This window comes from Actinomadura rubrisoli (assembly GCF_004349215.1).
GTDB classification, from domain to species: domain Bacteria; phylum Actinomycetota; class Actinomycetes; order Streptosporangiales; family Streptosporangiaceae; genus Spirillospora; species Spirillospora rubrisoli.
Window position 1 is genome coordinate 1 of the sequence record NZ_SMKU01000029.1, and the last position, 15,274, is coordinate 15,274.

The 15,274-nt window shown below is 74.1% G+C and carries 14 protein-coding genes; 3 read left to right on the plus strand and 11 right to left on the minus strand.

The window, feature by feature from the left end; genetic code table 11:
• Positions 1-47 precede the first annotated feature (47 nt).
• Positions 48-554, plus strand: coding sequence for an NADP-dependent oxidoreductase (locus E1298_RS08930; protein ID WP_131890977.1), 507 nt, complete (start codon positions 48-50; stop codon positions 552-554).
• Here E1298_RS08930 and otr(A) read toward each other — a convergent pair.
• Positions 551-2,485 carry a tetracycline resistance ribosomal protection protein Otr(A) gene (gene otr(A) / locus E1298_RS08935; protein ID WP_131890980.1) on the minus strand — a complete coding sequence of 645 codons (1,935 nt, stop codon included), beginning with the start codon at positions 2,483-2,485 and terminating at the stop codon, positions 551-553. The genes E1298_RS08930 and otr(A) overlap by 4 nt on opposite strands.
• A 225-nt stretch (positions 2,486-2,710) precedes the next feature.
• On the opposite strand from otr(A), the gene E1298_RS08940 reads away from it, so the two are divergent.
• Positions 2,711-3,436: a cupin domain-containing protein gene (locus E1298_RS08940; protein ID WP_341770602.1), complete on the plus strand. Its 726-nt coding sequence runs from the start codon at positions 2,711-2,713 to the stop codon at positions 3,434-3,436.
• A gap of 231 nt (positions 3,437-3,667) precedes the next feature.
• On the opposite strand, the gene E1298_RS08945 is transcribed toward E1298_RS08940, so the two are convergent.
• From E1298_RS08945 to E1298_RS08980, 8 genes are all read right to left on the minus strand, one after another.
• On the minus strand, positions 3,668-4,312 hold the full coding sequence (locus E1298_RS08945; RefSeq protein WP_131890983.1) for a GTP-binding protein: 645 nt from the start codon (positions 4,310-4,312) through the stop codon (positions 3,668-3,670).
• Positions 4,293-4,748, minus strand: a complete 456-nt coding sequence (locus E1298_RS08950; protein ID WP_131890985.1) for a DUF742 domain-containing protein — start codon at positions 4,746-4,748, stop codon at positions 4,293-4,295. Before E1298_RS08950 ends, E1298_RS08945 begins: the two co-directional genes overlap by 20 nt.
• 1 nt (position 4,749) lies before the next feature.
• Positions 4,750-5,196, minus strand: coding sequence for a roadblock/LC7 domain-containing protein (locus E1298_RS08955; RefSeq protein WP_131890988.1), 447 nt, complete (start codon positions 5,194-5,196; stop codon positions 4,750-4,752).
• On the minus strand, positions 5,193-7,661 hold the full coding sequence (locus E1298_RS08960; protein ID WP_131891075.1) for a sensor histidine kinase: 2,469 nt from the start codon (positions 7,659-7,661) through the stop codon (positions 5,193-5,195). The genes E1298_RS08955 and E1298_RS08960 overlap by 4 nt, the downstream gene beginning before the upstream one ends.
• A 143-nt stretch (positions 7,662-7,804) precedes the next feature.
• Positions 7,805-8,434 (minus strand): GTP-binding protein, encoded by a 630-nt coding sequence (locus E1298_RS08965; protein WP_131890991.1) that lies wholly within the window; start codon positions 8,432-8,434, stop codon positions 7,805-7,807.
• Positions 8,415-8,789 (minus strand): DUF742 domain-containing protein, encoded by a 375-nt coding sequence (locus tag E1298_RS08970; RefSeq protein ID WP_131890994.1) that lies wholly within the window; start codon positions 8,787-8,789, stop codon positions 8,415-8,417. The genes E1298_RS08965 and E1298_RS08970 overlap by 20 nt, the downstream gene beginning before the upstream one ends.
• A gap of 3 nt (positions 8,790-8,792) precedes the next feature.
• Positions 8,793-9,260 (minus strand): roadblock/LC7 domain-containing protein, encoded by a 468-nt coding sequence (locus E1298_RS08975; protein WP_131891078.1) that lies wholly within the window; start codon positions 9,258-9,260, stop codon positions 8,793-8,795.
• Complete coding sequence (locus E1298_RS08980) at positions 9,260-11,878, minus strand: sensor histidine kinase (protein ID WP_165975374.1); 2,619 nt, start codon at positions 11,876-11,878, stop codon at positions 9,260-9,262. Before E1298_RS08980 ends, E1298_RS08975 begins: the two co-directional genes overlap by 1 nt.
• A gap of 464 nt (positions 11,879-12,342) precedes the next feature.
• Between E1298_RS08980 and E1298_RS08985 the strand changes: the two genes are divergently transcribed.
• Entirely contained in the window at positions 12,343-13,188 is an 846-nt protein-coding gene (locus E1298_RS08985) for a sirohydrochlorin chelatase (RefSeq protein WP_131891000.1), read from the plus strand.
• 114 nt (positions 13,189-13,302) lie between these two features.
• Here E1298_RS08985 and E1298_RS08990 read toward each other — a convergent pair whose 3' ends face one another.
• Positions 13,303-14,112 carry an enoyl-CoA hydratase/isomerase family protein gene (locus tag E1298_RS08990; RefSeq protein WP_131891003.1) on the minus strand — a complete coding sequence of 270 codons (810 nt, stop codon included), beginning with the start codon at positions 14,110-14,112 and terminating at the stop codon, positions 13,303-13,305.
• 4 nt (positions 14,113-14,116) lie between these two features.
• On the minus strand, positions 14,117-15,019 hold the full coding sequence (locus tag E1298_RS08995) for an SDR family oxidoreductase (RefSeq protein WP_131891006.1): 903 nt from the start codon (positions 15,017-15,019) through the stop codon (positions 14,117-14,119).
• Between the last annotated feature and the right edge of the window lie 255 nt (positions 15,020-15,274).

Genomic DNA, 15,274 nt, shown 5'->3' on the forward strand with positions numbered 1-15,274 from the left:
CTGTACTGACGACATCTAACGGCGCCTTAGCGTCGGCAGCGTAGGATGTGTACAAGAGACAGGTCCTGGTCCACGCGGCGGCGGGCGGGGTCGGGCACCTCGCCGTGCAGATCGCGAAGGCCAGGGGCGCGTACGTGATCGGCACGGCGAGCGCGCCCAAGCACGGGTTCCTGCGCCGGATCGGCGTCGACGAGCCCGTCGACTACCGCGCCGTTGACTTCGCCGAGGCGGTGCGGGACGTCGACGTCGTCCTCGACACGATCGGCGGCGACTACGGGCCGCGCTCGCTGCGCACCCTGCGCCCCGGCGGCGTGCTGGTGTCGTTCGTGCTCAGCAGGCCGGCCGACCTCGATGCCGCCGGGGTCCGCGCGGAGAGCCTGCTCGTCGAGCCGGACTTCGCCGCCATGACCGAGATCGCCGCGCTCGCGGAGGCGGGCCTGCTGCGCGCCGAGATCGACACCGTCCTGCCGCTGGAGGACGCCGCCAGGGCCCACGAGCGCGGCGAGACCGGACGGGTGTCCGGCAAGATCGTCCTTACCGTGGCCGCGCCCTAGGACGGCCCGCCGCTGGCGAGGTGGCGCAGGTAGGCGTCGCGATCGAGCGGGTCGCCGTCGGTCCGCTCGCGCGCCGGGGGCCGTCCGGTCACGGGCCTGTCCCCGGACGGCCTGGACCACCAGACGCCCTCGCCGGCGGTCAGCCCGGGCAGCGCCCGCTCGATCTCGCGCACGCGGCTCGCCGGGATCTCGCCCGTCAGCGTCCATCCCTCGGCGTTCGGCTCCGGCTCCACGGCACCGGCCCCGAGGGCGCCGAGCCGGGCCAGGACCGGGCTGAGCGCGTCGCCGGGGATCTCCGCCTCGAACGCGTGGTACGGCTCGTACACGCGCGTCCCGGCCTCGGCCAGCGCCCGCATGAGGACCAGCGGGGTGAGGCCCCGGAAGTCGGCGGCCGTGCTGACCGGCCCGCCGTAGCCCGACCGGGTGAGGACGACCGCGCAGTCGGTCACCGGCCAGCCGCGCAGGCCCTGCTCCAGCGTCCGGTGGACGGTCTCCTCGATCGCCCGGTCGAACGCGGCGGGCAGCGCGCCCAGCTCGACCTCGCGGCGGAACGTGACGCCCGAGCCCGGCGGCCCCGGCTCGACGCGCAGGCCCACGGTCGCCCAGAAGTCGGGCGTGCGGCGCCGCCAGTTCATGTCCTCCGCCGCCTCGCCCACGCCCACCGGACGTTCCGCGTAGACGGTCCGGCTCTCCTCGAAGACCGCCTCGACGCCGAAGTCGGCGAGCAGCCGGGCGCCGATGATCTCCTTCTGCACCTCCCCGTACAGCAGCACGGACGTGGCGCCGCCGGGAGCGGGCCTCGCCCGGATCAGCGGGTCCTCGTCGGCCAGGCGGAGCAGCGCCGCGCGCAGCCGCGCCGACTCCCCGGGGCGCCGCGCCCGGACGACCGTCTCCAGGCTCGGCGGCCGGAACGGCGGGACGGCCCGCTCCGGCGCGCCGATCCGGTCCCCGACGCGGACGTCGGCGAGACCGCGGACACGGGCGATGTCCCCGGCGGTCGCGGTTCCCGGCTCGGGCGATCCGACGACGTCCAGCGCGGTGATCTGCCCGCCGTGCGCGCCGTCCCGTCCCTGGAGGGTGACGCGCTGCCGGGGCCGCAGCTCGCCGGAGAACAGCCGCAGGTAGGCGGTCTTCTCCCCGGACGTGCCGCGCTCGACCGCGAAGACCGTGCCGCGAGGCTCGCCGCCGGCCTTGCCGTTCGCCTCCGGCAGGAGCCCGGCGACGCCGTCGAGCAGGTCCGCGACGCCCTGGCCGGTCAGCGCGGACCCGAAGTACAGCGGGTGGACGAGCCCGGCGGCCGTCTGCTCGCGCAGCGCCGCCCGGACGAGCGCGCGCGCCGGTTCGCGTCCCTCCACGAGGTCGGCGAGGAGCGCGTCGTCGGCGTCGGCGAGCAGTTCGGCGGCATCGGGCCCGAGGCGGGCGGGCACGGCGCGGGCCTCGGAGGTTCCGGGGGCGCGCACGTCGTTCATCGGGACGATCCGCCGGGACAGCCGCCGCCGGACCGCGTCGAGGGCCCCGTCCCGCCGCGCGCCCGCACGGTCGATCTTGTTGACGAAGATCAGCGTGGGCAGCCGCAGCTCGCGCAGCGTCCGCATCAGCACGCGGGTCTGCGCCTGGACGCCCTCCACGGCCGACAGCACCAGGACGGCGCCGTCCAGCACGCCGAGGGCGCGCTCGACCTCCGCGACGAAGTCGGCGTGGCCCGGCGTGTCGATCAGGTTGACCCGCAGCGGGCCGAGGCCGAACGACGCGACGGCGGAGCGGATCGTGATGCCGCGGCTGCGCTCCAGCTCGCCGCGGTCGGTCTGGGTGTCGCCGGCGTCGACGCTGCCGAGCCGGTCGATGGCACCGGTGGCGTAGAGCAGCCGCTCGGTCAGGCTGGTCTTTCCCGCGTCAACATGCGCGAGGATGCCGAGGTTGAGGGTGGGCATGGGCGGTGACGTCCTCGAAAGCTCTCGTCCGATAAGGGCGCTGTGAGATTTCGAAGACCTGCCGCATGTCGCCTCCGCCGCTCGTCCGATAGGGCACAACCCATTCTGCCAGCGTGGACGGCCGCATCGGAACAGGATTCTCTCCAGGGCGCCGCCATGAGCCTTACCCACCGTGAGCGGCACGCAACGGAACGTAGATCGATAAAAACGCTCTAGGCTCGGGGCGTGTTGTTGCTTACGACGCTTGAAGCGTGGCAGGCCCAGCCGGGGCCCCGGTTCGTCCTCTCGGACGCGGGCGCGGTGTGGGCGCCGGACGAGGCGATCGGCGCGTCGGACGCGCTCGCGATCGCCGACGACGTGTTCAAGGACGGCCAAGTCCTCGCGATCACACTGGATCCGGCGCCCGGCCTGACGCCGCCGCGCGGGGTGATCGACCGCACGACCGCGACCGCCGTCCGGTACGCCAGGCGCGGGCCCGACGGCACCCACGTCGCGTTCCTCACCCGTCCCGAGACCGCCGAGGCGCTCGACCTGCTCCCCCACCCGGAGGGCGGCTGGTACCGCGAGACGTGGCGGTCGGACGTCCACTTCACGCCCGACGGCTACCCGGGCGAGCGGGCCAGCGCCACGGGCATCTACTTCCTACTGCCGCCGGGCGAGGAGTCGATTTGGCACGCCGTCCGCTCCGCCGAGGTGTGGCTGTGGCATCGCGGCGGCCCGCTGGCGCTGCTGCTCGGCGGCGACGGCGACCACCCGTCCGCCTCCCCCGAGACGATCACGCTCGGCCCCGACGTGACCGGCGGCCAAGTCCCGCAGGCGATCGTCCCGGCCGGGCACTGGCAGGCCGCGCGCCCGGCCGGCCCCGAGGAGGTCCTGGTCAGCTGCGTGGTCTCCCCCGGCTTCGACTTCGAGGACTTCGTTTATTGCAGTGCCCTCGGCGTCAGGCGCTAGAGCGCCTTCCTTCAACGGGCACTGCGGCGATCGCTGCATCGCTCCGACTCGCCCAGAGGCTCGCTGCGCGATCAGGTTCTTGCTTCGCTCGAACCTGGCTTCGCACGCGATCGCAACGTTGGGGGTTGTCGCGCCCTCAGGTAACTACCACCTACCTACTGCGGTGCCCTCAGCGCCAGGCGCTGTGTTCATTGCAGTGCCCTTGGCGTCGGGCCCTGTCGGGGGCTGAGGTTACTGCCAGGGGTTGCTGGTGTCGGCGGGTTGGGTTGGCCTCCGGATCTGTGGCTGCTGGCGGCTCATGGTTCGCATGATGTGCTCGACCAGGGTGATGAGGACCTGTTTGGCCGATTCGCGTTCGCGCACGTCGCAGGTGATCACCGGTATGTCGGCGGGTAGGTCCAGGGCGTCGCGGACCTGGTCGGGCGAGTGCTGGCCGGCGCCGTCGAAGTGGTTGACCCCGATGATGAACGGGACGCCCCGGCGCTCGAAGTAGTCGACCGAGGCGAAGCAGTCGGCGAGCCGGCGGGTGTCGACCAGGACGACCGCGCCCAGCGCGCCCTTGGCCAGTTCGTCCCACATGAACCAGAAACGGTCCTGGCCGGGCGTGCCGAACACGAACAGCACCAGGCCGTTGGGCAGCGTGATGCGGCCGAAGTCCATGGCCACGGTCGTCGTCGTCTTCGACGAGACCGCGGTGGTGTCGTCGATCCCGATGCTCTTCTCGGTGAGTGCCTCCTCGGTGCGCAGCGGGCGGATCTCGCTGACCGAGCTCACCAGGGTGGTCTTGCCGACGCCGAAGCCGCCGGCCACAAGGATCTTGACGGTCAGGGCGGAGTCGCCCGCCGAGGCGACCGCGTCAGAGCGCACGGATTCCATCGATCACTTCCTTGAGTACGCGCTCGCTGGGGAACTGCGCCACCGGCGCGGGGCGTCGGACCTGGATCAGCGAGTGATCGAGAAGGTCGCCGAGCAGGACGCGGACCACCCCGAGGGGAAGTTCCAGGTCCGATGCCATCTCGGCGACCGACAACGGGGTGCGGCAGAGTTCCAAGATCATCTCATGTTCCGGCTCCGGTGCCCACGCGGGCGCGGCTAGGGGGTCGTCCACGGGCGCGGGCGGCGCGTCCACCGTGACGATCAGGGCGACGAGGTCGAACTCGACTCCGTCGTAGTGCGTGCGGCCGCCGGTGAGCGCGTACGGGCGGACGACCGGTCCCGCCGCGTCGTCGAACCAGGCCGCCCCTCCCGCGCTCTCCCTAGGCCGCCGGGGGGCCGTCCCCCCTGCGGGCGCGTGCCCGTCTGCGTGGTCCACCTCAAACGCCGCCCGGCTCGGACGCGGCGACCCGGGGGTTGGCCGACAGGTGCTGCCCGACCCGGGTGACCAGCATCGCCATCTCGTAGGCGATGATCCCGAGGTCGGCCTTGGCGTCGGCGAGGACGGCGAGGCACGCGCCCCGGCCCGCCGCGGTGACGAACAGGAACGACGACTCCATCTCCACGATGGTCTGCCGGACGGGGCCGCCGCCGAACGACTCCCCCGCCCCCCGGGCGAGGCTCTGGAAGCTGGCGGCCACCGCGGACAGGTGGTCGGACTCCTCACGGGCCAGCCCGCGCGAGGCCGCGATGCGCAGGCCGTCGCTCGACAGCACCACCGCGTTCTGCACCGGGGCGACCCGCTGGACGAGGCTGTCGAGGAGCCAGTTCAGCTCACCGCCGGCCCCGCCCGGGACCTCCGTGCCGGAGTGCTGGGCATCTGTCATGGGGTGTCGTCCTCCTGGTCGCCTCGGTTCTGACCGGCCTCGCCTTCCGCGTCCTGCCGGCCGCGCTGCCAGCCGTGCTGCATGGCAGACATCATCGATCGCAGGGCCTCGGGCGAGCGGGCGTCGTCCGCCTCCGGCTCGTTCTGTGGTGCGGTTCCCGCGTCGGCGCTCCCGCCTTCCTCCGGGACGGGGGCGGAGAGCGGCATCGTCCCGGACGGTTCGGGCCGCTGCTCCTGGGCGGCGAGACGGGCGTCCACCCGCTCCTTGAGCTGCGGCGCCAGGTGCGTCTGGCGCCTGCGCTTGGGCAGCTCGCCGTCCTTGGTCGGGGGCGCGGGCTCCGGTTCGGTAGGGGCGTCCCGGTACGGCTCGGCCTCGACCAGCCGGACGACCGCGTCGGCGGGTGACTGGCGGGCGGGCGCCGAGAGCGCCACCGCGGGAGGCGTCAGCTTCTGGATCGGGCCGGTGGCGCGGCGGGCGAGCGCGTCCGGTTCGGCGCTCTCCACGATGAGCGAGCCGGGGATCAGCGCGACCGCGGTCGTGCCGCCGTAGGGCGACTGGCGCAGCGTGACCTCGACGTCGTGGCGCTCGGCCAGCCGTCCGACGACGAACAGGCCGAGCCGCGCGCTGTCGGACGGGTCGAACTCCGGGGGCCGGGCCAGCCGCTCGTTCGCGGCGCGCAGCGCCTCGTCGGTCATCCCGAGGCCGCGGTCCTCGACCTCGATCGCGAACCCGCCGGGGACCGCCTGGCCGCTGACCCGCACCGGCGACTGCGGCGGCGAGAAGGTCGTGGCGTTCTCCACCACCTCGGCGAGCAGGTGGATGACGTCGGCGACCGCGGAGCCGAGCAGCGAGACGCGCGGCAGCGGCTGGACCCGGACGCGCGGGTAGTCCTCGACCTCGGCGACCGCGCCGCGGACGACGTCCACGAGCGGGACGGGGCGGCGCCAGCCGCGCCCGGCGGTCTTGCCGCCCAGGATGACCAGGCCCTCGGCGTGGCGGCGCATGCGGGTCGCCAGGTGGTCGAGCCGGAACAGGTCCGACAGCTCGGACGGGTCCTCGGTGCGGCGCTCCATCGTGTCGAGCAGGCTCAGCTGGCGGTGCAGCAGCGCCTGGTTGCGGCGGGCGAGGTTGACGAACACCTCGCTGATGCCGCGCCGGGCCGCGACCTCGCCCGCGGCGGCGACCAGCACCGCCTCCCGCGCGCGGGCGAACGACTCGGCGATCTGGCGGATCTCCCTGATGCGGTAGTCGAGCTCGGCCGGCGGCTCGGGTTCGGCCGGCCGGCCGGCGCGGACCTGCTCGGCCAGCAGCGGCAGCCGCTGCTGGGTGAAGTCGACGACGCCCCCGGCGAGCGAGCGGCACTCGCGCAGCAGCCGCCGCGAGACGCGCGCCGCGATGACGCCGGACAGCACGACCGCGACGAGGCCGAGGCCGCCCGCGAGGCCGAGGCGCAGGACGACGCCGGCCGCGATGCCCTGCGCGCGGCCGGTGACGGCGTCCAGGACGCGGTTCTCGAACTCGTACAGGCGGCCGTTGGCGGTGTTGGCGACCGTCCGCCAGACGGTCGCGTCGATGGGCGGCGGCGGCGTGTCGGGGCCCGCGGCGAGGCCGGGGGCCGTGACGGCGCCGGTGGCGGACCGGCCGGAGCGGGTCTTCCCGGCGGAGGCGCGCGGGGCCGGCTCGGCGCCGCGGATGACCTGGTCCTCCAGCGACCGCAGCTGCGCGAACTGCGGCGAGGACGCGAGGACGGCGTAGCGGGCGCGGTCGCCGGCCGGGAGGTTCGGTGTGGTGTCGGCGTACAGCATCCGCTGCGCGCCGACGAGCTGCGCGAACTGCCCGCGCTCGGCGGCGGTGATGCGGCCCGCCGCGAGCGCGCCGGTCAGCAGGGCGTCCTCGCGGGCGAGGAACTCGCGGGCGCGGCCGATGGCGGTGAGCGTGCGGGCGTCGGCGGTGATGGCGCCGTTGCCCGGCGTCGTGGCGTTGTAGACGGCGAAGCCGGCGTCGATCAGCGCGGAGTAGTCCCGCAGGACGGCGTCGCGGTCGGCGACGCGCTCGTCCACGCCGCGGCGGGTCGCCTGGAGCGTGCCGAGCCGCGCCACGAGCCCGTCGATGCGCTGGACGATCTTGGGCAGGATCGCCCCGCGCAGGCCGCCGTCCCTGCCGCCCCTGCGGACCTCCTCCGCGGCGGCGTCGGTCGCCTCCCGCTGCGTCCGCATCATGCCGTGGTCGCCGGTCCGCGCGCCGCCGAGCTCCGCCACCGACAGGCGGCGCTCCTTCTGCAGCGCGTCGATGAGCCGCTGCGTGGGCAGCACCGACTTCTTCTGGAAGTCGCGGCTCTGCAGCAGCTGGTGCGCGTCCCCGTAGGTGATGCTCGTGACGAACACCCACAGCGAGGCGAGCGCGAGCAGCGGCACGAGGACCAGCAGGGTGATCCTCGACCTGATGGAGGAGAAGCGGCGGCCCATCACGGCCGGCGAACCATGCTCACGTGTGCGGCCTTCGGCAGTCGGGGGTGAGACATGCGGGGGAAACCTCCCGATGCGGGGTGTACGGGGGTCTGCCGGAGCCTACTACGTCGGGGGTTCACGGCAGTCGGGCATGTGATCGTTCATCCTGCGGGCACGGCGCCGCCGGCGGGCGCCGCTCCGGCCTCCTCCCCGGAGTCCGTCCAGCTCAGGACGTGTTCCATCAGCGCGACGAGCACCTGCTTGGACGACTCGCGCCGCCGGACGTCGCACAGCAGCACCGGGACGCCCGGATCGAGGTCGAGCGCGATGGCGATGTCCTCGGGACGGTGCCGCTCGGCGCCGTCGAAGCAGTTGACGGCCACGACGAACGGCACGCCGCGCCGCTCGAAGTAGTCGATGGCGGGGAAGCTGCCGGTGAGCCGCCGGGTGTCGGCGAGCACGACCGCGCCGATCGCGCCCGCGGCCAGCTCGTCCCACATGAACCAGAAGCGCTCCTGGCCGGGCGTGCCGAACAGGTAGAGCAGCAGGTGGTCCGACAGCGTGATCCGGCCGAAGTCCATGGCCACGGTGGTGGTCGACTTGGCGTGCACGCCCGACAGGTCGTCCACGCGCGCGCCGCGGTCGGTCAGCGGCTCCTCGGTGTGCAGCGGCCTGATCTCGCTGACCGAGCCGACCATCGTCGTCTTGCCGGCGCCGAAGCCGCCCGCGATCAGGATCTTCGTGGTGATCAGCGCGGGCGCGGCCGGTCCGTCAGAGGGCGCGCAGTCCACTGAGCACCTCCTTCAGGACGCCGGCGCCCGGACGGCCGCCGGCGGGCGCGCCGGCGGGCACCACCGCGACCAGGCCCTCCTCGCGCAGGTCGCCGAGCAGCACGCGGACGACGCCCAGGGGCAGGCCGGAGTCCGCCACGAGGTCGACCACCGGGACCGGGCGCGCGCACCGGCGCAGGATCCGCAGGTGCTCGGGGGCGTAGCGCAGCCGGTCGCCGGGCGGCGTGCCGGTGGCGGCCACGACCGCGATGAGCGCGAAGCCCTCGCCCGCGGGACGGGTCCGGCCGCGGGTCATGGCGTACGGGCGCACGACCGGGCCGGCGTCGCGGTCCAGCCAGCGCTCTGACGGCGACATCGGTCAGAATCCCCGCGGGGAGGACCCCCCGGCGCCCCCGAAGACCTCGCCCGCCGTTCCCGGCATCTGGTCCCCGCTCCCGGACCGGGGGTTGGCCTGGAGGTGCTGGCCGACGCGCTTGACCAGCACGGCCATCTCGTAGGCGACGAGGCCCGCGTCGGCGTCGGCCTCGGCGAGCACGGCGAGGCAGGTGCCGTCGCCCGCCGCGGTGACGAACAGCAGCAGCGCGTCCATCTCGATGATGGTCTGGCGGACGCTCCCGCCCGCGAAGTGGCGGCCCGCGCCGCGCGCGAGGCTCTGCACGCCGGACGCCAGCGCGGACAGGTGCTCGGCGTCCTCGCGTCCGAGCTCGCTGGTCGCGGCGACGGCGAGCCCGTCACGGGACAGGATCACCGCCTGCCGCACGGTCGTCACGCGCTCGGCGAAGTCGTTGAGCAGCCAGTTCAGCTCGCCGCCCGCGGTGCTCTGCATCATCGGCCTTCCTCGTCCCCACGGTCGCTGAGATCTCCCACGTTCGCATCCCCCGCATCCGACGCGAGCCCGCGCCGCCATCCCCGCTGTATGGACGCCATCAGCGTCCGGGCCTCCTCGGGCGACCTCGCGACCGCCCCGGACGCCCCGTCGCCCGTCCTCGGGGGCGGCGGGCCGGGGTCCTCCCGCAACTGCGGCGCCAGGCTCTCCTGCCGCACGCGGCGCGGAAGCCCGGCATAGGTCCCGGCGGGGTGCGTGCTCGGCGGCCCGCCGCCGACGGTACCGCTCCCGGCCCCTCCGCCCGGCGGTTCCTCCGCAAAACGTCCGTCCCCGGTCGCTCCGTCGGCAGGCGGGTCCGCCGGACGGGCGGGTTCCTCCGGGTCGTCCGACCAGGGGTTCGCGGACGGCCGGTGGCGCCGCCAGTCCTCCCGCTCCTCGGCGGACGGCCTGGCGAACCGCCCGGTCAGCGTGCCCTCGCGCAGCGGGACCACCGTCTCGGGACGCGGCTGCCCGGGCGCCGGTTCGCGGCCCATGAAGGGCTCGGCCTCCGCCAGGTGCCCGGGCACGTCCGGAGCACCGGGGCCCGGCACCTCGCCGCTCTCCTCGTCGTCCGCGCGCTCGTCGTCCGTGTGCTCGGTGTCCGGTGGCTGCGCGTCCTCGTCCATCTGATCGGCCGGGACGACCAGCTCGTGCGGCAGCAGCACGATCGCGGTCACGCCCCCATACGGGGAGCGCTGCAGCGACACCGTGATGCCGTGCCGCGACGCCAGCCGCGCGACGACGAACAGGCCGAGCCGGTCGGTGTCGACCAGGTCGAAGTCCGGCGGCCGCGACAGCCGCCGGTTGGCCTCGGCGAGCTGCTCGGGCGGGACGCCGAGGCCCCGGTCCTCGATCTCGACGGCGAACCCGGTGCCGACGCGGTCGGCCATCACCCGCACCTCGGTGTTGGGCGGGGAGAAGGCCGCCGCGTTCTCCAGCAGCTCGGCGAGCAGGTGGACGACGTCGGTGACCGCCGCGCCGACGAGCCCGTCGTCGGTCTTGGTCAGGACGGTGGCGCGGGTGTAGTCCTCGATCTCGGCGATCGCGGCGCGCAGCACGTCCACGACGCGGACGGGCCGCCGCCAGCCGCGTCCCGGGGTGGCGCCGGACAGGATGATCAGGCTCTCGGCGTGCCGCCGCATGCGGGTGGTGAGGTGGTCGATCCGGAAGAGGTCCTCCAGGTCGTCGGCCTCGGCGCGGCTTTCCAGCCCGTCCAGCATCGTCAGCTGGCGGTGCAGGAGCGACTGGTTGCGGCGGGCGATGTTGAGGAAGATGCGGCTCACGCCGGCGCGCAGCTCGGCCTGGCCGACGGCGGCGTCGACCGCGGTGCGCTGCACCCGGGCGAACGCGTCGGCGAGGCGGGCGACCTCGGTGGTCCGGCCGCGGCGCAGCTCCGGCGCCTCGGCGGCCACGTCCACGCTCTCGTTGCGGCGCAGCCGGTCGACGATGTCCGGCAGCCGCCGCTCGGCCAGCTCCTCCGCCGAGCCGCGCAGCCCGACCAGGTCGCGGACGAAGCCGCGGCCGAACCGCAGCGACAGCAGGACCGACGACAGGATCGCCAGCAGCCCGAGCCCGCCGACGACGCCGAGCCGCAGGTAGGCGTCGCGGCCGAGGTCGTCGGCGTGCTCGCCCACGCGCCTGGAGTTGCCGAGGATCATCGAGTTGACCGACAGCACGAGCGGCTGCGCCGTCGCCTGCCACTCGGCCGCCTCGACCGGGAGCGGGCCGCGCCCGCGGTCGGCGATCCGGTCCTCCATCGCCTTGTAGGCCAGGTACTGCTTGGACTCGAACACCTGCCGGGTGCCGGTCTCGTAGACGCGCGGGGCGAGCAGCGAGCGCTGCTTCGTCCACTGCCAGCGCTGCTCGCCGAGCATCTCCACGAACAGCCGGTGCTCGGCGGGGCTCATCCGCCCTCGGCTGGCCAGAGCACCGGCGACCAGGGCGTTCTCGCGCTGCATCAGCTCCATCGCGCGGCCGGCGGCGCGGGTGGACAGCGTCCATCTGTAGAGCTCGGATTCGTCGATGACGATGAGGCTGTCGTACAGCCGGTGCATGTCGTCCACGACCGCGTTGTAGTCGCGGATCGCGGTGAGCCGGTCGATCGAGCGGGCGTCGACGAAGCGCCGGATCTGCGTGAGCCCGCCGAGCGCGGTGAGCACATCGGCGACGCGCCGCTCCATCTCGGCGCCGGTGGCGCCGCGCGCGACGTCCGAGGTGGACTTGCGGCGGAAGAACGCCACCGCCGCGTCGACGCGGGCGCGCTGGGCCGTGAGGCCGGCGGGCGTCGCGGGGGCGGCCGCGCGCGAGGCGCTGAGGAACGTGGCGGAGGCGAGGCGCTCCTTGCCCAGCTCGACCAGGACGCCCTGGCCGCTCGCGGCGAAGGTGCGGTCGAGCGTGTGGTACCTGCGCTGGGCGAGGGCGTCGCGCCCGGTGACGTTCGCGGCGTAGCCCCAGAGCGCGACGAGGGAGAGCAGCGGGACCAGGAGCAGCGCGGCGACCCGGGAGCGGATCGATCGCGTGCGCCGTGCGGCCTTGACCGGGGGATCCGTGGAGTCCCCCCGCGGTGTACGGATTCTCATGTGACCTCGGACGTTCCGGGCGCGGAGTCTTGCGATCATAAAGGCGCGCCTTGACGGCGCCGCAACCCCTATGGCGCCTTTCGTCCACATTGCCGCCATTTGATCGTTCCCGGCCCGAAGCCCGTACCACGACGGGGATGCCCATCCCTCCGGATCCCCGCAACCCCCGCGAAACCCTCGCCCGCATCCCGGCCGCGGGAATGAGATAACGGCAAATCGGGACAAGATACTTCTTTTCCCCCTGTTCGCCGGGTGGAATGCGCCATACTCTGCTGTTTCGTTGAACGTTCACCGGTGGCATCGGCGAGGGCGGGGGCCGAGCGCGACACGACACGGGAAGGAGATCGACGATCTTTACAGGCAGTGACAGGGGCGGGAACGACGGCGCGCCGGGCGCGCCGCGCAGCCAGTCCGGCCAGGGCGGGAGGCCGACTCCCGGCCCCGGGGGCGTTACGATTCCCGCCGTGAGTCCCGAAAGCCAGGCATCCGAGGCACTTCCGTCGCGACGCCGCCGCACGCCACGCGGCGGACGACATCGCGGCGACGAATCCTTCCTGCTGCCCCCCGGCTCCCCGACACTGGTGCTGGCCGTGCCCGGCTCCGCCCGGGAGGCCGGCACCGAGATCGCCGCCGAGCTCGCCAGGCTCGTCGAGATCGAGCACACCGGACAGCCCGCGTACGTCGGGCACATGGAGGGCGGCGAGGCGAGCCTGCCCGCCGTCCTCGCCGGGCTGCGCCAGGAGCGGCCCGACGAGCCCGCGGCCGTGGTCGTCCCCATGTCCACCGGGCCCGACCCGGCGCTGGAGGCGGCCGTCCGCGCCGCCGTCGCGGCCGCGCCCGTGCCCACGGTCGCGGCCGAGCCGCTCGGCCCGCACCCGCTGATCGCCGAGGCGCTGCACGACCGGCTCGCCGACGCGGGCCTCGCCCGCGCCGACCGGATCCGGATGATGACGATGGTGACGGCCGCGACGGGCGTCATCGTGGCCACGCCGGGGGACGCGACGGCCGTCCGGCAGGCCGAGGTCACCAGCGTGCTGCTCGCCTCGCGGCTGGCGGCGCCCGTCTTCACGGCGTCGCTGTCGGACGAGGCGGGCGTCAAGGCGGCGGCGGAGCAGCTGCGCGGGGCCGGGGCCGCCTCGGTGGCGCTCGCCCCGCACCTGATCGGCCCGGAGCCCGAGTGGCAGCGCGTCGCCGCCGCGGCGGCGTCCGTCGGCGCCGCGCACTCGTCCCCGCTGGGCGCGCACCCGGCCCTCGCCAGGCTCGCCGCCCTCCGCTACGTCGAGGCCCTCTCCCGAGCCCTGACCGACTGAACCCGACTCCCCGACTCCCAACTCCCTTCACCACTCGACTCCCCTCACTCCCAACGCCCTCCGCCCGCTCCCGCGCCCCCGTTCGGCGGACGCGGCGCGGGGCGGCGGGCGGGGTCAGCGGTCGCGGAAGCGCGGGGGGCGTTTCTCACGTGCGGCGGTCATGCCCTCGGCGAGGTCCTCGCTGAAGAAGGCCAGCGCCTGCACGCCCGTCTCCGCGGCGAGCTGCTGGCGCAGGCCCGGCGCGTCCAGGGACAGGTTGAGCAGTTCCTTGGTGCGGCGCAGCCCGTACGGGGACTTGGCCAGCAGCTCGCCGGCGAGCGCGTGCGCACCGTCCAGGTCGGCGCCCTCCTCGGTGATCTCGGTGATGAGGCCGAGCGCGTCGGCGCGGGTCACCTCCAGCCGCTGCGCTCGGTAGAGGATCTCCGCGGCACGCGCGGGGCCGACGAGCCGGGGCAGCAGCCAGGACAGGCCGCAGTCCCCGCCCGACAGGCCGAGGTCCACGAACGGCACGACGAACCGGGTGGTGGGGTCGGCGACGCGCAGGTCGCAGGCCAGCGCCCAGGAGACGCCCAGGCCCGCGACCGGGCCGTGCAGCGCCGCGATCACCGGCTGCGGGATCTCCCGCAGCCGGGCCGTGACCTCGCCGGCGCGCGCGATGCCGCGGTGGAGCCGCTGGACGCGGCCCCCGTCGCGCCCGCCGCCGGGGTCGCCGCTCTGGTCGCCGCCTTGGAGGTCCATGCCCGAGCAGAACCCGCGTCCCTCGCCGGTGAGCACGACCACCCGCGTCGCGGTGTCGCGCATCAGCTCGTGGAGGACGTCGAGCATCTCCTCGGTCAGGGCCCCGTCCACGGCGTTCAGCCGCTCCGGGCGGGACAGGGTGATGGTGAGCACCCCGTCCCGCCGGTCGAGCTTCAGCCCGGTCAACGGCTCAGCCGGTGAGCTGCTGGATCAGCGGGCCCATCTGCTCGCCCACGTTCTTGAACACCGTGAGCGGGTCGGCGGCGCTGATGGCCGCCCAGTTGTCGCGGACGTCCTCGACCGAGAGCGTCTCCTTCTGGCCGTAGCCGGGGCCCTCCGCCACGAAGATCCTCGCGATCCGGCCGCCGCCGACGGTGTAGACCTCGCCGGAGTCGGCGCTGCTCTCGTGGACGAGGTAGGCGACGAGCGGCGTGACCTGCTCGACGCCGAGCTTGGCGGCGAGGTCGGCGGGGAACAGGTCCTCGGTCATCCGGGTCCAGGCGACCGGGGCGATCGCGTTGGCCTTGATGCCGTACTTGGCGCCCTCGTGGGCGAGGGTCTTGGTGAACCCGACGAGGCCCATCTTCGCGGTGGCGTAGTTGGCCTGGCCGAAGTTGCCGAACAGGCCCGCCGGGGACGAGGTGTTGACGATGCGGCCGTAGCCCTGCTCGCGCAGGTGCGGCCAGGCGGCGCTGGAGACCAGGAACGAGCCGCGCAGGTGCACGGCGATGACCGCGTCGAACTCCTCCGGGCTCATGTTCTTGAACGACCGGTCGCGCAGGATGCCCGCGTTGTTGACGACGATGTCGACCTTGCCGAACGCGTCCAGCGCGGTCTGGACGATCGCCTGCGCGCCCTCGGGGGTCGCGACGTTGTCGGGACTGGCGGCGGCCTCTCCGCCGTTCTTCTCGATCTCGTCCACGACCGCCTGGGCCGGACCGGCGGAGGCGCCGGCACCGGACCGGTCGCCCCCGAGGTCGTTCACCACGACCTTGGCGCCGCGGGCGGCGAGCTCCAGCGCGTGCTGGCGGCCGAGGCCGTGGCCCGCTCCGGTCACGACCGCCACCCGGCCGTCGTAGCGCAGTTCCGACATCCTGTCTCCTCACATCGCACCGACTACGGCCCCAAGGTAATCACCCGAGGGTTACCCAGTGGTACCACTAAACCGAATCACGCTCGGCCGCGACCCCCCGATGATCCTCCGACGATCCGCGGGACGTCCCCGCACCCCCTCCCGCGTCCCGCCGCAGGTGACGCGCGGCGCACTCCGGGTGATGGTGGAATTTCACGGGAAAGTTGCGCAAAATGCCACATTTCACCGGACTTTGGCATAGTCTCCATAATCATC